The 17,264-nt window shown below is 72.8% G+C and carries 17 protein-coding genes; 15 read left to right on the forward strand and 2 right to left on the reverse strand.

Translation table 11 applies throughout. The features are described from left to right. Positions 1-13 precede the first annotated feature (13 nt). Together FFS25_RS10070 and FFS25_RS10075 are read right to left on the reverse strand one after the other, a co-directional pair. Entirely contained in the window at positions 14-823 is an 810-nt protein-coding gene (locus FFS25_RS10070) for a trimeric intracellular cation channel family protein (RefSeq protein WP_137802813.1), read from the reverse strand. Between the two features lie 103 nt (positions 824-926). Continuing rightward, positions 927-1,841 carry an SDR family oxidoreductase gene (locus FFS25_RS10075; protein WP_137802814.1) on the reverse strand — a complete coding sequence of 305 codons (915 nt, stop codon included), beginning with the start codon at positions 1,839-1,841 and terminating at the stop codon, positions 927-929. A gap of 675 nt (positions 1,842-2,516) precedes the next feature. Here FFS25_RS10075 and FFS25_RS13445 point away from each other — a divergent pair. The 15 genes from FFS25_RS13445 (at position 2,517) to FFS25_RS10145 (ending at position 17,061) form a co-directional block, all read left to right on the forward strand. Next, positions 2,517-2,669, forward strand: coding sequence for a hypothetical protein (locus FFS25_RS13445; RefSeq protein ID WP_171004167.1), 153 nt, complete (start codon positions 2,517-2,519; stop codon positions 2,667-2,669). 149 nt (positions 2,670-2,818) lie between these two features. Then, entirely contained in the window at positions 2,819-3,919 is a 1,101-nt protein-coding gene (locus FFS25_RS10080) for a 3-oxoacyl-ACP synthase III family protein (RefSeq protein WP_137802815.1), read from the forward strand. Continuing rightward, positions 3,916-5,454 (forward strand): phytoene desaturase family protein, encoded by a 1,539-nt coding sequence (locus FFS25_RS10085; RefSeq protein ID WP_137802816.1) that lies wholly within the window; start codon positions 3,916-3,918, stop codon positions 5,452-5,454. Before FFS25_RS10080 ends, FFS25_RS10085 begins: the two co-directional genes overlap by 4 nt. A 47-nt stretch (positions 5,455-5,501) precedes the next feature. Next, positions 5,502-6,290: a 3-oxoacyl-ACP reductase FabG gene (gene fabG, locus FFS25_RS10090; protein WP_058871732.1), complete on the forward strand. Its 789-nt coding sequence runs from the start codon at positions 5,502-5,504 to the stop codon at positions 6,288-6,290. Positions 6,291-6,381: 91 nt separating this feature from the next. Then, a complete protein-coding gene (locus FFS25_RS10095; protein ID WP_137802817.1) occupies positions 6,382-6,789 on the forward strand; it encodes a phosphopantetheine-binding protein in 408 nt (135 codons plus the stop codon). A gap of 2 nt (positions 6,790-6,791) precedes the next feature. After that, positions 6,792-7,319: a holo-ACP synthase gene (gene acpS, locus FFS25_RS10100; protein WP_137802818.1), complete on the forward strand. Its 528-nt coding sequence runs from the start codon at positions 6,792-6,794 to the stop codon at positions 7,317-7,319. Continuing rightward, positions 7,319-7,753 carry a hotdog family protein gene (locus FFS25_RS10105; protein ID WP_137802819.1) on the forward strand — a complete coding sequence of 145 codons (435 nt, stop codon included), beginning with the start codon at positions 7,319-7,321 and terminating at the stop codon, positions 7,751-7,753. The genes acpS and FFS25_RS10105 overlap by 1 nt, the downstream gene beginning before the upstream one ends. Continuing rightward, a complete protein-coding gene (locus FFS25_RS10110; RefSeq protein ID WP_137802820.1) occupies positions 7,750-9,075 on the forward strand; it encodes a beta-ketoacyl-[acyl-carrier-protein] synthase family protein in 1,326 nt (441 codons plus the stop codon). The genes FFS25_RS10105 and FFS25_RS10110 overlap by 4 nt, the downstream gene beginning before the upstream one ends. After that, positions 9,072-9,551 (forward strand): 3-hydroxyacyl-ACP dehydratase FabZ family protein, encoded by a 480-nt coding sequence (locus FFS25_RS10115; protein WP_137802821.1) that lies wholly within the window; start codon positions 9,072-9,074, stop codon positions 9,549-9,551. The genes FFS25_RS10110 and FFS25_RS10115 overlap by 4 nt, the downstream gene beginning before the upstream one ends. After that, positions 9,548-10,885, forward strand: coding sequence for a beta-ketoacyl synthase N-terminal-like domain-containing protein (locus FFS25_RS10120; RefSeq protein ID WP_137802822.1), 1,338 nt, complete (start codon positions 9,548-9,550; stop codon positions 10,883-10,885). Before FFS25_RS10115 ends, FFS25_RS10120 begins: the two co-directional genes overlap by 4 nt. Next, on the forward strand, positions 10,882-13,203 hold the full coding sequence (locus tag FFS25_RS10125) for a beta-ketoacyl synthase N-terminal-like domain-containing protein (RefSeq protein WP_137802823.1): 2,322 nt from the start codon (positions 10,882-10,884) through the stop codon (positions 13,201-13,203). The genes FFS25_RS10120 and FFS25_RS10125 overlap by 4 nt, the downstream gene beginning before the upstream one ends. Further along, complete coding sequence (locus FFS25_RS10130; protein ID WP_171004168.1) at positions 13,193-14,077, forward strand: alpha/beta fold hydrolase; 885 nt, start codon at positions 13,193-13,195, stop codon at positions 14,075-14,077. The genes FFS25_RS10125 and FFS25_RS10130 overlap by 11 nt, the downstream gene beginning before the upstream one ends. After that, positions 14,074-15,234 (forward strand): FAD-dependent monooxygenase, encoded by a 1,161-nt coding sequence (locus FFS25_RS10135; protein ID WP_137802825.1) that lies wholly within the window; start codon positions 14,074-14,076, stop codon positions 15,232-15,234. The genes FFS25_RS10130 and FFS25_RS10135 overlap by 4 nt, the downstream gene beginning before the upstream one ends. 184 nt (positions 15,235-15,418) lie before the next feature. Beyond that, entirely contained in the window at positions 15,419-15,856 is a 438-nt protein-coding gene (locus tag FFS25_RS10140) for a hypothetical protein (protein ID WP_235044728.1), read from the forward strand. 5 nt (positions 15,857-15,861) lie between these two features. Next, on the forward strand, positions 15,862-17,061 hold the full coding sequence (locus FFS25_RS10145) for an FAD-dependent oxidoreductase (RefSeq protein WP_171004169.1): 1,200 nt from the start codon (positions 15,862-15,864) through the stop codon (positions 17,059-17,061). The last annotated feature ends 203 nt before the right edge of the window (positions 17,062-17,264 follow it).

Genomic DNA, 17,264 nt, shown 5'->3' on the forward strand with positions numbered 1-17,264 from the left:
CAGGTGAGTGCGCTCAGTCGTCGTCCTTGTCCGAGGCGGCGGAGTCCTCCCGCTCGACCTGGACGATGGGCACCATCCCCGTGCGGGCCTGCTCATTGCGCTGGCTGCGCTGCCGGCCCAGCCGACCCTTGTGCACCACGATCCGCGGCCTCTTGGCGCTGGCGGTGCGGGCCAGCTGCCGCCCTGCCGAGCCGACATCCCAGCCGCCCTGACCCGGAAGCGTCCACCCCAGGGTGCGCGTGAGCACGGTCAGCAGGGCCGCCAGGAGGATCGCGGCCCCCATGCCCCAGTTGGGTCGACCCAGCTCCCACACGGCCGCCATGGTCAGCGCGCTGGCGAACGCAGTGGTGGCCGTGAGGGTGTTGCCGCCGAAGATGCCGGGGACGCGGCCGATGCAGACATCGCGCACGGCGCCGCCGCCGACCGCGGTGATCATGCCCAGCATGATCGCCGGGATCCAGCCCAGCCCGGCGGCCAGCCCCTTGGAGGCGCCGGTGGCGGCCCAGCAGCCCAGGGCCAGCGCATCCGCCGCCGAGAGGGCCCGGTGCATCCAGCGGCCTTTGATCGGGAGGTTGAAGATCAGGCCCGTGCCGATCAGCGCGGTGATGAGGTAGGTCGGATCGCTGAGGGCCACCGGCCTGCCGTTCTGGAGCAGGACATCGCGGATCATGCCGCCGCCCAGCCCGGAGAGCACGGCCAGGACCAGGAAGCCGATGATGTCCAGTTTCAGGGAGCGGGCGATCGCTCCGCCGAGCACGGCGTTGACGAACACCCCCGCCAGGTCGACAGCGTGGAATACCGCCTCAGGGTCCAGCAGCTGCACGACCGCCTCCTCGTCGGGATGCCGACACGACAACGGGCCGCGGTCTGCGGCCCCGCCGAGGCTATCAGCGCGGCGCGGGGCGACAGCGCGCAGGGGCTGCGGCTCAGGCGCTGCGCACCGGCTGCTGCTCGAGCCAGGCGTCGAACGGGGTGGTCTGCTCGCCGAAGACGTGGAAGTAGGTCGTCGGGTCGGCGATCTCGCCGTGGGCCTGCATGAGTCCCATGGTGTCCAGGGCGCGGGTCAGCCCGCCCTTCATGAACAGGCGATTGACGGGGTTCATGAACCACAGCGGCATCACGGTGACCTTGGCCCCGGGGCGGGTGGCCTCCAGGTAGCGGCGCAGCGCGGACTTCAGCGTCATGGGCTCGCGGCCGGTGACCTCGAAGACGCGGTCCTGGGCCTGCGGCATGGCGTAGCTGCGCGCGATCGCATCCATGAGGTCCGCGCTGATGATGGGGTGGAGGGTGTGCGGCTGCGAGCCCAGCAGCATGCCGCGCCCGTTCTGCACGAAGGACTCGAGGGTCTCGGCGAAGAAGGCCGGTCGGAAGACGGTCGCCGGTGTGCGCGCGGCCAGCAGGTGCTGCTCGGCGCGGACCTTGGCCCCCTCGCCGGGGTGATCGGCGAACTCGGGGCGGGCGTACATGCCGGAGATCATCGAGATCCGGGTGATGCCCAGCTGCCCGGCCGCCCGTGCCACGTGCCGCACGCCCTCGTCCTCGACGGCGCGGATCTGCTCGGGATCATTGCCTCCGCTCAGGGAAAGGTGCACGGCCTCGGCGCCCTCGAGCGCCCCCGGCAGGGTCTGCGGGCGCGTCACATCGGCCACGCGGGCCTCGACGCCGGCCGGCAGGTCCGTCTGCCGGCCGCGGGCCACTGCCAGGACGCGGTGGCCGCGGGCGGCGAAGACCTCGACGGCGCTGCGTCCGAGCTGCCCGGTGCTGCCGATCACGGCGATCGTGCGCGGAGCTCCGGAGGCCCGCGTCTGCGGGTCCTGCTGCGGGGTGGGCGTGCGATCCATGTCCTGTCCTCCTGGTGGGGTGCGGCGGCCGTGCGGAGGCCGAGATCCCCTTCATCGTGGGGCACCGGCCTGGGAGGGCGCGCGGCGCGGGCGGGGATGTGACGGGGCGTATCCGGTCCGGGCGAGACGGGGTGTCCCCACTCCTGGGGGATCACGTTCCCCGCTCGGGGGACAATCACGCCGCGAAAATGCACTTATGTCTTGACGGATGGGGCCTCTCGAGATGCGCAGGGGGCGTCCATCGATCCCCGGGCGGCTTCAGCCTGAGCTGAGCGAGCCTTCGCGCGGCGGGGTCCTGTCCCCATCTGCCGGGGTCCGCGACTTGTATGCCAAGCGGCCTACAAGTCCTCTCTCAGGCGCCGATCGGCCCCTGGACGCAGGCCCGTGACGTGCCACGATGAATACTCGAGTTCGGCAGTGACCGGAAACTCGCGCCGCGCGAGCCCACCTGATCCAGGGCGATGACCGCGGTGCGACGTCCGCGCCGGGACCGCCCGCGAACTACGGCGCCCCTGGGGAGGGTGCGCCAGGCGGGCGCGGCGCGGAAGCCGGTGAGGCTGCGGGCTCGACGGGCAGGCGCAGTCGATGCGTGCAGTGCATCGGCGCCCTCTCCGTGCCGCACGGCGGTGGAGCACACCGCTCGAGCAGGACCACAGGCCAGAGGGAGGCTGCAGCATGGCTGGACAGGCAACAGCGCTCGAGGGACAGGGCGCCGGCATGCACGCGACGGGGGCGGTGGCACGGCAGGCCGTCGCCGATCCGACGGCAGCCGCCGCGAGCCGCGCCGATCTGCGCCTCGCCGGAGCACGGGCAGTAGCCCGCACCTGACCGAGCCGGCCGCGAGCGGCTCCCAGCCCGGAAGCAGGACGCGCAGCGCGTCCGCCAGGCCCCACCGCACCGCCCCTGCAGCGGCCCCTGATGGGCACTGCCCGAAGACCCAGCACCACCCGAGCACCTCCGAGAGGACCCCACGGACCATGGCACGAGCACGGATCACCGGCGTCGGCGGCTACCAGCCCGGCGAGCCCATCGGCAACGACGTGATCGAGGAGCTGGCTGGCGAGCTGCCGGCCGAGGTCCTGGAGGGGCTGTCCATTCAGCAGCGTTTCTGGCTGATCGACCCGCGCACCGGTGAGCACCGCGAGTCCAACGCCGACATGGCGACCAAGGCCGCTCATCGCGCCCTCGACTCGGCGGGACTGGTCCCGGAGGACATCGACGGCATCATCCTCTCGACCGGAACCCCCGAGTACACGCTGCCGCCCACGGTCGGCTACGTGCAGGAGCAGCTGGGGCTGGAGAAGGTCTCGACCATGGAGCTGCGCTCGGCCGGTGCCGGCGCGGTGCAGGCACTGGAGATCGCGCGCCTGCAGATCGCGGCCGGCACGCGGCGCCGCGTGCTCGTGATCGGCTCGGAGTGCATCTCCCCGGTGCTGGCCGGGACCTACCTGGCCATGCCCAAGGAGAAGATCCGCATGCGCGACCGCGTGCCGATCTACATGTTCTCCGACGGCGCCGGCGCCATCGTGGTCGAGGCCTCCGACGACGAGTCGAAGGGCCTCGAGCCCGGGGCCGAGCAGGCCATCGGCGGGAACCGCAAGCCCGGCATCCACGCCGTGGGCGGAGGCACGTTCAAGCCGCTCGTGGAGCAGCAGCGCACCAAGCGCCTGGTCGATCTGCGCGTGGACGTGGTCGGAGCAGGCGAGTTCACCCCCGTGATGGTCCTGGAGGCGCTGTCCGGGACCCTGGCCGCCGCCGGGGCGACACCGGCCGATCTGGACTGGTGCCTGATCCCCGAGGGCAATGTGGGCTGGCTGCTGGACTCCATGGAGGAGCAGGGCACGCTCAACGCCGACTTCAAGGCCCTCGAGGGCAAGGTCTTCGACAACCTCGCCGACACCGGCGCCTGCGGCTCGGCCGCCGTCCCGCTGTTCCTCGATCACGCCTGGCGCTCGGGCATGATCGAGGTCGGCCAGCGCGTCAGCCTGATCGGCGTCGAGGCCACCAAGTGGATCTGGGCCGGGATCACTCTGGACTGGACCGCGCCGGCTCCTGCGAGCACCGGGCGCGACGCATGAGCGCCCGCCACGATGCGATCGTGATCGGCGCGGGCCTGTCCGGGCTCAGCGCCGCAGCCCTGCTGGCCCGAGTCGGGCTGGACGTCGTCGTCCTGGAGAAGGCCGACGGCCCCGGCGGCTGCGCCCGCTCCTTCACCCGCGACGGCTTCACCTTCGACCCGGCCGTCCACGTGACCGTGGAGGCGCGGCCGGAGGCCTATATCGGCCTGCTGCTCGAGCACCTGGGCGTGGCCGATCAGGTCGTCTTCGAGCGCTTCGGCGAGATCTACCGGGTGGATCTGCCGGGCTTCTCGATGGTCGCCCCCACCGGGCGCGAGGACTTCCTGGCCGCGCATCAGGACGCGTTCCCGGCTCAGGCCCGCGGCCTGGCCGAGCTGTTCGAGATGCGCCGCGAGCTCTACGAGCAGACTTCGTCCATGCCGCAGCGCCTCGATCTCGCCGAGGACATCGAGGCGGTCATGGCCCGCGTCCCGCGCGTGCTCGAGCACCGTCGTTCGACCGTCGAGTCGGCCAGCGCGCCGTACCTGGACGACGAGCGCGCCCGCGCCGTCATGGGAGCGATCTGGCCGTACCTGGGCTCGAGCCCCGACCGGCTGTCCTTCCTGCTGTTCAACCAGATGCTCGAGACCTTCCACACCGGCGGATGGTTCCCGCGCGGCGGCTTCCAGTCCCTCGTGGATGCGATCGTCTGCGGGCTGGAATCGGCCGGCGGCACGCTGCGCACCGGCGCCGAGGTCACCCGCGTGCTCAGCGCCGACGGCGCCGTGACCGGCGTGGAGCTGGTCGACGGCGAGCAGATCCTGGCCGAGACCGTGATCGGCGCCTCCGACGGAACCGCGCTGCTGGCAGAGCTCGTGGGCTGGGACGCCCTGCCCGCGTCCTGGAAGCGGCGCGTGGAGCGCTACACGCTGGCCCCTTCCGCCGTGACGCTGTTCGGCGGCTTCGACGGCGACCCGCAGCAGCTGGGCATGGTCGACGAGAACATCGTCTTCCGCCACTGGGACCACCGCCGGACCTGGGCCGAGCTGCAGGACGGGCGCCCCGGCGGGCTCTGGGCCTCGGTGCCCACCCTGGTGGATCCCGGCATGGCCCCGGCCGGGAGGCACTCGGTGACGGTCACCGGCCTGGTGCCGGCCGAGCTGTCCCGGGACTGGTCGGCGGCCAAGCCCGAGCTGGCAGAGGACATGATCGCCGCCGTCGAGACGGCCTTCCCGGGATTCCGCGACGGATTCGACCTGATGGAGACCGCCACGCCGGCCACCTACGCGCGCTGGACGAGCAACCGCGGGGGAGCGGCCTACGGCTGGGAGAACACCCCGTCGCAGACCGCCTCCAAGCGCCTGCCCCACGTCACCCCGCTCAAGGGCCTGCTGCTGGCGGGGCACTGGTCGGAGGAGGGCGAGTCGTCGCTGCGGGCCCTGACCTCGGGCCGAGCCGTCGCCGAGCTGGCCGCCGAGCGCCACGGGCTCCCCGGGGCCGTGCCGTCGTTCGGCGGGCCGTCGTCGCTGCGCGAAGCCGCTCGGGCCGGTTCCTGAAAGAGCCGGACCCGAAGCACATGTCAGCTGCAACCGAGAGGAATCAGATGAGCGAGCAGAACCAGACCGAGGGCGCCGGGCGCCGGGCCGCCCTGGTCACGGGCGGCTCCCGCGGCATCGGCGCCGCGCTGAGCCTGCGCCTGGCCCAGGACGGCTTCGACGTGGCGGTCAACTACCGCTCCGGCGCCGAGGCCGCGCAGGAGACCGTCGAGCAGCTCCGCGAGCTCGGCGTGGAGGCGATCGCCGTGCAGGGCGATGTGGCCGACCTCGAGCAGATGAAGGCCGCGGCCGCCAGCGCGATCGAGGCCTTCGGGCAGCTCGACGTGGTCGTGAACAACGCCGGGATCTCCAAGGACGTGCTGATCTCGTCGATGCAGACCGAGGACTGGCGCTCCGTCATGGACGTCAACTTCGGCGGCGTCTTCAACGGCACCAAGGCCGTGCTGGAGCACTTCATGTCCCGCGGCACCGGCTCGATCATCAACATGTCCTCCGTCATGGGCGAGCGCGGCTGGGTGGGCGAGGCCAACTACTCCGCCTCCAAGGGCGCGATCAACGCCTTCACCCGCTGCTCGGCCGTCGAGCTGGCCCGCTTCGGCATCCGCGTCAACGCCGTGATGCCCGGCTTCGTGCCGACCGAGCTCGTCGAGGAGCTCGTGGCGAAGTCCGGCGCGGGGATCAAGAGGCAGCTGCCCATGCGCCGGTTCGGCGCTGTGGAGCAGATCGCCGGCGTCGTGTCCTTCCTGGCAGGCGAGGACTCCGCCTACATGACCGGCGAGTGCCTGGCCGTCGACGGCGGCGCCGCCGCCCAGCTCGGCCTCGGCCGGCCCAAGTGACCCGCGCCGACCGGCGCGCCGCGAACCACCCGACCACCCCGAAGGATCCGCCGAGCACACCGCTCGGACCGACACGAAGAAGGAGAGCGCAATGACCGCTTCGATCGCCGAGACCAACACCGAGCTCTACGAGAAGGTCCGCGACTGCGTGGCCGAGGCCCTGGCCCTGGACCTGGACGAGATCTCGCCCGAGTCCACCCTGCTCGACGAGCTGGGCGCCGAGTCCATCGACCTGCTCGACATCCTCTTCCGCATCGACCGCGCCACCGGCGTGAAGATCCAGTCCGACGAGCTGGCCTCCTACGTCCAGGGCGGCATCCCCGACGAGGAGTTCGGCGACGAGGACGCCGACGTCATCACCCCCAAGGGCATGGAGCAGCTCAAGAAGGTCATGCCGCAGATCGCGGAGAAGGACCTCGACGGCAAGCTCTCGCCCGAGGACGTCATGAGCCACTTCACCGTGGCGAACCTCACCGAGCTCGTCGCCTCCCGGGCCTGATCATGACGGTCCGGGAACCGCAGGCTGCGCTGGTGCGGGTGGGGGTCGACCTCGTGGAGACCGAGAAGGTCGCTCGGCTCGCCGAGCGGTTCCCGGACCGACTGCCCGATCTGTTCACCGCCGCCGAGCTGGCCTACGCGCTGCGCGGCGGACGGCGCAGCGGTGAGCGGCTCGCCGCCCGGTTCGCCGCCAAGGAGGCCGCGTTCAAGGCCCTGGGCACCGGCATGAGCCGGGGCGTGGCCTGGACCGAGATCGGCATTGAGCGCGAGCTCAGCGGCCGGCCCCGGCTCGAGCTCACCGGACGCGCCGCCGAGACGGCTGCCCGGCTGGGCCTCACCGGGGCCGACGTGAGCCTCTCGCACACCCGCGACTACGCGATCGCCCACGTCGTCCTCTACGCGGCCGCCTTCGACCCGCGGCACGACAGCGGCGCCGGCACCGCCCTGCGGCCCGAGCCGCTGGGGCGCCCCGGAGCCGCACGCGCCGGCCGCGACCACCACCAGCTGGCACACCACCGTCAGGAGCACTGATGAGATTCCACCTCGTGGATCGGATCGAGGAGCTGAGGCCGCACGAGTCGGTGCGCGCCGTCAAGGCGACCTCGCTGGCCGAACCCTACTGGCAGGGCGAGCCGCCCGTGATGCCGCCGAGCCTCGTGCTCGAGAGCATCTGCCAGGCCGGCACCTGGCTGATCATGGGCTCGACCGAGCTGACCCGCCGCGCGGTGCTGCTGCAGGTGGGCGAGCTGCGCACCCACGGGCTGGTCCGCCCCGGCCAGCGCCTGGAGCTCACCGGCACGGTCGTGAGCTGGACCGAGGAGATCGCCGTGCTCAGCGGCCGCGCCGCGGCCGACGGCGAGCTGGTGCTCGAGGCCGAGGACATCATGTGCTCGCTCATGGACGCCGAGACGCTGCAGGACCGCGAGACCTCGCGGCGGCTCTACGAGACGCTGGTGCGCGCATGAGCCCCGCCCAGACCGCCCGCCGCCGCGTGGTGATCACCGGCGCCGGTGCCGTGACCCCGCTGGGCCTGGACGCCGAGTCGACCCTCGAGTCCCTGGTGGCCGGTCGCAGCGGCGTCCGGGAGATCACCCAGTTCGACGCCTCGACCTACCCCGTGCGCATCGCCGGCACGGTGCCCGTGGAGGATGCCCGCACGCTGGTGCCCGACGTCGCCGAGGCCGAGCTGCTCTCCCGGCAGGGAGCCTTCGGCGTGGCCGCCGGGCTCGAAGCGCTGCGCCGCTCCGGGCTGCCCGCCGCCCGCGACGAGGACGAGGCCGACCGCCGCACCGTGGTGGTCGGAGCCACCGCCGGCCGTCCCGACCTGCAGGAGATGGCCGAGTTCTTCCACCGGGTCAAGTCCGAGCTGCCCCTGCACAGGCCGCTGATCGAGGACGTGCTGCGCCGAGACCAGAACATCCCTGCCGCGGTGCTGGCCCGAGAGGCCGGCTTCCGCGGAGCGGTGGAGTCCGTCTCGACGGCCTGCACCGCCTCCGGGCACGCGATCGGCGAGGCCTTCCGCCAGATCCAGGAGGGCGAGGCCGATGCGGCCCTGGCCGGCGGCTACGACTCGCTCGTGACCTGGCTCGACGTCCTGGGCTTCTCCCTGCTGGGAGCGCTGACCAAGGACCACGCCGATGAGCCCGAGCGAGCCTCCCGGCCCTTCAGCGACGACCGCTCGGGCTTCGTGCTCGGCGAGGGCGGGATCATGCTCGTGCTCGAGGAGCGCGAGTCCGCCCTGCGCCGCGGCGCCCCGATCCTGGGCGAGATGGCCGGCTACGCCGCCACCATGAACGCCTACCGCATGACGGATCCGCCGCCTCCCGGGGGAGGGGTGACCCAGTGCATGGTCCGGGCCGTCGAAGACTCCGGGGTCCCCGCCGAGCGCATCGGCTACATCGCGGCGCACGGCACCTCCACTCCGGGCAACGACGTCAGCGAGTCCCAGGCCGTGCGCGAGGTCTTCGGTGCCCACGCCGGCGAGCTCGTGATGACCTCCGTGAAGTCGATGAGCGGTCACCTCACGGCTGCGGCCTCCGCGCTCGGAACGCTCGGAGCCCTGGGGGTGCTGGCCGATGGCCGCGTCCCGCCCACGATCAACCTGGAGAACCCGGATCCGGACTGCGACCTGGACTACGCCCCGCAGCCTGGCCGGGTCCTGGACACCGACGCCGTGCTCGTCAACGCGTTCGCCTTCGGCGGCACGAACGCCTGCACGGTGATCACCCGCCACGTCGACGACGCGGCGCAGCCCGCCCGACCCGCCGATGAGGAGGCCGCACGATGACGCAGCGCAGCACCACCCGCATGCCTCAGCTCACCGGCGTGGACCGCGTGACCGAGCTCGTCCCGGGCGTGAGCGCCCGCGGCGTGCGCGGGGTCGGCGGGACCATGGACCTGCTGGACGACCACTTCCCGGGCTTCCCGGTGCTGCCGGGCGTCCTGCTGCTGGGCTCGCTGGCCGAGCTCGCGGCAATCGTCGAGGAGTCGACGACCGACGAGACCGCGGCGCCGGCGCTGCAGCTGGGCGGGGCCACCCGCGTGCAGTTCCGCACCTTCGTGCGCCCCGGCGACGTCCTGCAGCTGGAGGTCAAGCGCACCGGTGAGAAGACCTACCGCGCCTCGGCCTCGGTCGAGGGCAAGGCCGTCATGAAGGTCAACGCGCTGCGCCTGGAGCGCGTGGCCCCGATCGGCGCGCCGGATGCGCGCGGGACCGTCGACGGCGCCGACAGCACCGGACAGGGAAGCGAGGTCGGCGCATGAGCGACGTCGTCATCACCGGCATCGGCGCCGTCACGGGCCTGGGACACAGCGCCGAGCAGAACTGGGAGGCGCTGCTGGAGGGACGCAGCGCGGTCGCCCCCACGCAGTCCTTCGACGCCTCGTCGCTGGACTGCCGCGCCAGCGCGGAGGTCGCGGAGCTGCAGTCGGCGCTGAAGCCGCTCGTGGACCGGCGCATGCTGCGCAACATGATCCGCAACGACCGCCTGGCCGCACTGGGCGCCGTGCATGCCGTCCGCGATGCGGGCCTGGAGGGCCAGCTGGAGCAGGCCGGGCTGTACCTGGCCAGCGCCAAGGAGATCTCCGAGCCGGACAAGGTCATGGACGCCGTGCTGGTGGCCCGCGACGAGGACGGCTCGGTCGACTACCAGGTCATGGGCGCCGAGGGCGCCGCCGACTTCTACCCGCTGTTCTACCTCGAGGGCCTGCAGGCCGCCTCGCTGTTCTACATCTCCAAGGTGCTCGAGATGAAGGGCACCAACGCCTACGTATCGGGCGCCGCCGAGGCCGGGATGTCCGCCCTGGGCATGGGCCTGCGCGCGATCCGCCGGGGTGAGGCCGAGGTGGTGGTCGTCGGGGGCTTCGACGACGCTACGTCGTGGTGGAACCAGTCCAAGTACCAGGACTGGGGACTGCTGCAGCACGGGCAGGACCAGCCGCACCCGTTCGCCGCTGAGGGCGCCGGCACGGTGCTCGGCGAGGGCTCGGTGTTCCTCGTGCTCGAATCCTCCGACCACGCCGCCGCCCGCGGGGCCCGTGTCTACGCGGGGCTGGAGGCCGTGTCCTCCCGCCAGGACAGCGCCAGGGTCTTCACGCCCCTGGCCGACGGCGACGGACTGGCCCGCGCCGTCCGCGCCGCGCTGGCCGGGGCCGGGATCGACGGCGAGCAGATCGCAGCCGTCGTGGCCGAGGGCACCGCGACCGCTGACGGCGACCTCCGCGAGGTCCAGGCGCTGAGCGAGGCGCTGGGCGCTGCCCGTCCGGCCGTGACGGCGGTGAAGGGCGCTGCCGGGCACACGACGGCGGCCTCCGGGCTGCTCAACGTGGCCGTGGCTGCGCTGGTGCTGGAGGCCGGGACGGTTCCGGCGATCGTCGGGACCTCCGCCGAGCAGGCAGACGAGCCCGAGCTCGATCTCGTGCTGGGCAGCGCCCGGCCGCTGCCGCTGTCCGACGACGGCCCTTCCGGTGCGCTCGCACTCGCCCAGGGCTTCCAGGGCCAGTCCGGCGCAGCCGTGCTGCGCCGCGCCCAGACCTCGCGCGCCGCCGGGACCGGCGCCGCCGACCAGACCGCAGACCAGGGGGAACGATCCGAATGAACCAGCAGCACGCAGCAGCTCAGCCCCGTCCCGTCGTGGTGGCCGTGGGCGCGGTGACCTCGCAGGGCCGCGGAGCCGAGGCCACCTGGGAGGGCGTGCGCGACGGCAGCGTCGCGATCCGCACCGTCCAGCGTCTGTCCACCGAGGGCATCCGCACGGACATCGCCGGCGAGGTCGCCCCGCTGGACAAGCCCGCCGATCGCGCCGGCTACCCCGAGGGCTACGACGATCCGGCGCTGGACTTCGCGCTGATCGCCGCCGAGGAGGCCATGGCCGCAGCCGAGGGCCTCGGCATCGAGCCGGAGCGCTGGGGCCTGGTCCTGGGCACCTGCAACGCCGGGCTTCTCTCGGCCGAGCAGTGGTACCTCGACGAGCGCGCCGGGCGCGAGGGCAAGGGCGAGGCTCTGGCGTACTCGACCCCGCAGGGCCTGGCCGAGGCCGTGGCAGGAGCCCACGCCATCCGCGGCCCGGTCCTGTCGCTGAACACCGCCTGCGCCGCCGGCGCCAACGCGGTGGGCTATGCCGCCGAGCTGATCGCCGACGGTCGCGCCGATGCCGTGCTCACCGGCGGCACCGATGCCCTGTCCGATGTGCTGTTCGCCGGGTTCAACTCGCTCGAGTCGCTGTCGCCGGAGCCGGCCAAGCCGTACTCCGCCGACCGTCAAGGACTCTCGCTGGGCGAGGGCGCGGCCATGATGGTGCTCGTGCGCGAGGACCTGGCCGAGCAGCTGGGCCTGGAGGTCCTGGCGCAGTTCGCCGGGCTGGGCCTGTCCGCCGACGGCTACCACCCGACCGCCCCCGAGCCCGAGGGCCGCGGCGCGGCCCGGGCCATCCAGGAGGCGCTGCGCCAGGCCGGGGTCTCGGCCTCCGAGGTCGGCTACCTGAACTCCCACGGCACGGGCACCGCCAAGAACGACCCCGCCGAGACCGCCGCCATGCGACGGGCTCTGGGGGAGGACCTGGACCAGATCCGGGTGTCGTCGACGAAGTCCATGATCGGGCACCTGCTGGGTGCGGCCGGGGCCTCCGAGGCCATGGTCACGGTCAAGGCGCTGCAGACCCAGACCGCGCCGCCCACCGCCGGGCTCGTGACCCCCGACCCGGTCTGCGACCTGCGCCATGTGCCGATCGAGGCGCAGCCGATGGAGACGAACGCGGCGATCTGCAACAACTTCGCCTTCGGCGGGGCGAACGCCTCGCTCGTGCTCACCCGCGATCACGAGGACACGCGCCTGCCGGTCAGCGATCGCCGGGTCGTCCTCACGGGTCTGGGCGCGGTGACCTCCGCCGGGGAGACGGTGTCGGCGCTCGAGGAGGCGGTGGCCGCTGGCGAACAGGCCTTCACCGAGGTCGAGGGCCAGCAGGTCGGGCTGTTCACGGCGACCGGCAAAGAGCAGCTTGCCCCCCGCGTGCGCCGGCGCATGGATCGCCTGGCGATCGGCTCGGTCGTGGCCGCGCAGTCCGCGCTCGAGCACGCCGACCACACCGCAGGCGAGCGCACCGGCATCATCCTGGGCACCGAGATCGGGCCCATGGACGTCATGGAGCGCTTCGCCCAGCCCCTGTTCGACGAGGACCCCTCCGCGGCCAACCCGGCGCTGTTCCCGAACACCGTCTACAACGCCGCCGCCGGCCAGGTCGCCATGAACCTGGGCTGCGTGGGCCCCACCACCACGCTGACCGCAGGACGCGCCGCGGGGGCGCTCACGCTGAGCATGGGCGCCCAGGAGATCCGGCGCTGTCGCGCCGACGCGATCCTGGGCACCTCCGCCGAGGCGCTGACCCCGTCGGTCGTGCGCGGGCTGCGGGACCTGGGCCTGTTCGACGGCGGCGACTGGCACGCCGCCGAGGGCGCTGCCAGCGTGCTGATCGAGGACCGGGACTCCGCCCTGGAGCGCGGTGCCCAGCCGCTGGCCGAGCTGCTCGGCACCGGCATGGCCTCCGACGGACTGGGCATCGGCTCGGTCTCGGCCGAGGGCGAGGGCCTGGAGCGCGCCGTGCGCGACGGCCTGCAGCGCGCCGGCGTCTCGGCGCAGGACGTGCACCACGTGTGGGTCGACCTCAAGGGCTCGGCCGGCTCCGATGCCGCCGCCGAGTCGGCCCTGGGCCGTGTCCTGCCGCAGGCGCAGCGCCACGCCAGCCGCCCGGTGCTGGGCGACTCCTTCGCCGTGGGCGGTCTGCTGGACGTGGTCCTGGCCGCCGGGGCGATCTCGCGCGGCGAAACCGAAGGCCCCGTCGTCGTGACGACCTCCAACTCGAACGGCTTCCACCTGGTCCTGGTGCTGGGCGCGGCCGAGGCGGATCCCGGTGTCTCCTAAGGCTCGCCCGCTGCCGCAGCTGTGGAGCGCGCACGACCCCGTCCTGGCCTACGGGAGCCTGGGCGGGGGCGTGCCGCGGATCGTGCACGTCCACGGTCTCGGCGCTCGCTGGCAGGTCTTCAAGCCGGTCATGGCCGGTCTGCAGGAGCACACGCAGCTGGCCCCCGACCTGCGCGGACACGGGCTCTCCGGGAGAGCGGCCGGGGATTACTCGGTGGAGGCCATGGCGGGGGACCTGATCGACCTCCTCGAGGCGCACTGCCCCGAGGAGGTCGTGCTCAGCGGCCACTCGCTGGGCGGCTGGGTCGCGATGGCGGCCGCCTCCCGCAGACCCGAGCTGATCGACGGGCTCGTGGTGATCGACTCGCCGCTGCACTCGCGGCGACCGGATCCCTCGATCACGCGGTCCTACCTCGCGGACGCGCCCCTGGCACTGCGAGCGGTGTCGCGCTCGCCGGAGCAGCTGGACCCGGCGGTGCTGGAGGCCTACCACGACGGAGAGTTCGCCGCCCCGTGCCCGGCCGAGGACCTGCTCGTGCGCTTCGACGGACCGGTGGCGCTGCTGCAGGCCGACGAGGACCGCGGCGGGCTCATGTCCGCCGAGGACGTGCATAGGGCACGACAGGTGCACCCGCGCCTGCACCACGCGGTCTTCCCGGGCATCGGCCACGCCGTGCAGGTCGAGGACTCCACGGGACTGATCGAGCAGCTGCGCGGCTTCCTCGAGATCCTCGACGAGGGCCGCGGATCGCACGCCGTCGGCACCGTTCCGGCGAGGGAGCCGGAGGCCGTCGGCAGCAGGGTTCAGGACGCGGGCTCCGGGGCTGCGGCCTCGGGTGCCGCACGGGACGAGGACAGGATCGAGCAGCCATGAGAAGAGCAGAGATCGTGATCGTCGGCGGCGGCATCGCCGGACTGACGGCGGCCAACGCGCTGCAGCAGGCGGGCTTCGGCGTGCGCGTGCTCGAAGCGCGCGAGACCGCCTCGACGGCCGAGCTGGGCGCCGGCATCCACCTGTGGCCCAACGTGATCGACTGCCTGCACCGGCTGGGGCTGGCCGAGCCGGTGATCGAGCGCGGCACCGTGGTGCGCCGCCACCGCTATCTCACCTGGCGCGAGCGCCAGATCGGGACCCTGGACGTGGAGAAGCTGGCCGCCGGCGCGGGCTGCCCGGCCGTCGGCGTGACGCGCACGCACCTCTACCAGACCCTGCTGCAGGCCCTGGAGCCGGGCACCGTGCGCTTCGGCATCTCGGTGACCGGCTTCGACCGCACGGATTCCGGTGTCATCGTGCGCACCGGCGATGGCCAGAGCCTGCGCGCTGATGCCGTGATCGGCGCCGACGGCATCGGCTCCGTGATCCGCCGCCAGCTGCACGGCCCCGCCGAGCCGCGCTACTGCGGGCTGACCGCCTGGCACGGCACGACCGACTACCAGCACCCCGAGCTGGTCCCCGGCGACATGGCCATCTACTGGGGCCCCACCGGGCGGATCCTGCACTACCACGTCAGCGACGGCGAGCTGTACTGGCTGGCGCTGCTGCAGGCGCCGCCGCGGTATCCGGACGTGCCGGGGGAACGTCAGGCCGAGGCGATCCGCCGCTTCCGGGGCTGGCCCGCGCACGTCCAGTCGATGGTTCGCTCGACCCCGGAGGAGCGCATCCTGCGCAACCACATCCTGGACCGCGACCCGCTCCAGCACTGGGGCCGTGGCCGCGCCACGATCATCGGCGACGCCGCACACCCCATGACGCCGGACAGGGCCCAGGGGGCCGGTCAGGGCATCGAGGACGGGCTCAGCGTGGCCCTGGCCTTCCAGCGCGAGCCCTCCGTGGCCGAGGCGCTGCGCAGCTTCGAGGAGCGTCGCAGGGACCGGGCCAACGGCTTCGTGAAGTCCTCCCGCCAGGTCTCCTCCGTCTCCACCTTCACGGCCAAGCCCATGATCGCGGTCCGCAACGAGATCGTCCTGCGCGCCATCTACCGCACGCATCCCTGGGGCACCGCGCAGAAGGAGATCATCCCCGTGCTGTGACCCGCCCGCCCACCCGTGACATCTGTCGGGGGTGCGGGCGGACAGGACAGCGCACGGGGAATCGACGGAATCCCCATAGACCCAGCTGAGCAGGGCTGATGTGATGAGACCGGATGCCTGTGCCTCCGCCTCGCACGTCGTCGCCGATACCGGCTCGACGAGCCGACCGACAGTCAACGACCCCATGAAGGAGACCACCATGAAGCCGCTGCGCCGAGGAGCCCGCGCCGCTGAAGGGCTGCTGCTGCTGGCCACGATCGGAATCGAGGCCGGGGGCAACTACGTCCTGGCCCTGACCCGGGGCGAGGCCGAGGGCACCGAGTTCCAGCGCACCTTCGCGCGCTCGGGCCACGGCCACGCCGGATCCCTGGCCACGCTGGGAGCCGTCACCGTCATCCTGGCCGAGCAGACCGAGCTGAAGGGCCCCGCGCTTCAGGTGGCGCGCTGGGCCGTGCCGGCCTCGGCCGTGCTCATGCCGGCCGGATTCTTCCTCTCCTCGAACGGTGAGAACCGCGAGGAGCCCAATGAGCTCTACGTCCTCGTCCAGGCGGGCGCCGTCACCCTGGCAGCCGGGCTCGTGACCCTGGGCGGAGCGCTCGTCGCATCAGCCGTCAAGAGGTGAGGACAGTGCTGGAACGTCGTCGACTGGCCATCATCGGAGCAGGCCCAGCGGGTCTGGCCACCGCGCGCACCCTGCAGGGCAGGGGCTGGGACGTGCACGTCTTCGACGCCCGCCCCACCCTGGAGTCCAGGGACAGCGGCTGCTATGTGCTGTGGTACGCCGGGGTCATGGCCCTGCAGCGCATGGGGCTCATGGACCGGGCGCGGGAGGTGAGCTCGCCGATCACCAGCTTCGAGATGTCCGGAGCCCGCGGCGAGCAGTTCACCACGATCGACACCGTGGCCGAGGGCCGGCAGTTCGACGACTCCGTGCCGATCGCGATCAAGCGCGCCGATCTGGTCAATGTGATTGCCGACAGCTCGCCCGAGATGACTTTCCATCGCGGCACGAACGTGCGCGAGGTCCTCGACGCCGCAGGCGGGCCGCGGGTCGTGCTGACCGACGGCACCGAGGACCGCTTCGACGCGGTGGTGGGCGCCGACGGCATCAACTCCGCGGTGCGGGCGACCCTGCACCACGCGGATCCGCCGCGCCATCCCGGCTACGCCCACTTCTGGGGCATGGCCCAGGCCCCGGTGACCGGTGCGATGCTCGGGACGTTCCGCATCATGCACGGCGCGGCGGTGCGCTTCGCGCACTTCTGGCTCGACGACGAGACCATCGTGTGGTGGTGCGTTCGCCCCTCCGGGCCCTCCCCGGAGGGCGACAGCCTGGGCTCGAAGCTGTCTATGGCCTCGCTGCTGGCCGAGTGGGATCCCGTGGCCGCCGAGCTGGTCTCGCGCACCGAGGTCATCACCCGCCGTGACACGATGGATCAGCCGCCGCTGCGGCGCTGGGGCAGCGCCCGCATCACCCTGGCCGGCGACGCCGCCCACGCCATGACCTTCGACCTCGGCCAGGGAGCGGGCACCGCGCTCAGCGACGGCGTGGTCCTGGGTTCGCTGCTGGCTCAGGACCGCGGCATCACCGAGGCGCTGCGCGCCTACGAGTCCGCCCGCCGGCCCACGGCCAACATGATCGCTCGGGCCTCGCGCGGAGTCGGCGCCTCGGCGCACCGCCCCGGTATCGGCCCGGCACTGAACGCGCAGTTCCTCAAGCGCTTCGGCCCGGCCGTCACGCCCCGGATCTTTGCCGCCGATGCCAAGGCCCAGCTCAAGGCGCTGGGCCCCGTCCAGCCGCTGAGCGCGGCGCACCAGGAGCACTGATGGGCCGCCACCGAGCAGCAGGACCGGACGTCGGGCGCCGTCGTCGAGACGACGGACCCCGACGGGCCGCCCGACCCGACCTCGATGAGGCAGCCGAGCCCATCCACCCCACCGAGGCGCCGACTCCGCGCGAGGCCCGAGCGATCATGTTGGCCGTGGGCCGGCGGGCGGACTCGTAGGCGCGCAGCGCCTCGGTGATGCCG

This window comes from Kocuria sp. 2SI, assembly GCF_005502825.1.
Lineage (GTDB): Bacteria > Actinomycetota > Actinomycetes > Actinomycetales > Micrococcaceae > Kocuria > Kocuria palustris.

Bases quoted from the DNA above. Each gene is read 5' to 3' on its own strand.
- FFS25_RS10075 (WP_137802814.1), bottom strand. From the start codon at position 1,841: ATGGATCGCACGCCCACCCCGCAGCAGGACCCGCAGACGCGGGCCTCC.
- FFS25_RS13445 (WP_171004167.1), top strand. From the start codon at position 2,517: ATGGCTGGACAGGCAACAGCGCTCGAGGGACAGGGCGCCGGCATGCAC.
- FFS25_RS10080 (WP_137802815.1), top strand. From the start codon at position 2,819: ATGGCACGAGCACGGATCACCGGCGTCGGCGGCTACCAGCCCGGCGAG.
- FFS25_RS10085 (WP_137802816.1), top strand. From the start codon at position 3,916: ATGAGCGCCCGCCACGATGCGATCGTGATCGGCGCGGGCCTGTCCGGG.
- fabG (WP_058871732.1), top strand. From the start codon at position 5,502: ATGAGCGAGCAGAACCAGACCGAGGGCGCCGGGCGCCGGGCCGCCCTG.
- FFS25_RS10095 (WP_137802817.1), top strand. From the start codon at position 6,382: ATGACCGCTTCGATCGCCGAGACCAACACCGAGCTCTACGAGAAGGTC.
- acpS (WP_137802818.1), top strand. From the start codon at position 6,792: ATGACGGTCCGGGAACCGCAGGCTGCGCTGGTGCGGGTGGGGGTCGAC.
- FFS25_RS10105 (WP_137802819.1), top strand. From the start codon at position 7,319: ATGAGATTCCACCTCGTGGATCGGATCGAGGAGCTGAGGCCGCACGAG.
- FFS25_RS10110 (WP_137802820.1), top strand. From the start codon at position 7,750: ATGAGCCCCGCCCAGACCGCCCGCCGCCGCGTGGTGATCACCGGCGCC.
- FFS25_RS10115 (WP_137802821.1), top strand. From the start codon at position 9,072: ATGACGCAGCGCAGCACCACCCGCATGCCTCAGCTCACCGGCGTGGAC.
- FFS25_RS10120 (WP_137802822.1), top strand. From the start codon at position 9,548: ATGAGCGACGTCGTCATCACCGGCATCGGCGCCGTCACGGGCCTGGGA.
- FFS25_RS10125 (WP_137802823.1), top strand. From the start codon at position 10,882: ATGAACCAGCAGCACGCAGCAGCTCAGCCCCGTCCCGTCGTGGTGGCC.
- FFS25_RS10135 (WP_137802825.1), top strand. From the start codon at position 14,074: ATGAGAAGAGCAGAGATCGTGATCGTCGGCGGCGGCATCGCCGGACTG.
- FFS25_RS10140 (WP_235044728.1), top strand. From the start codon at position 15,419: ATGAAGGAGACCACCATGAAGCCGCTGCGCCGAGGAGCCCGCGCCGCT.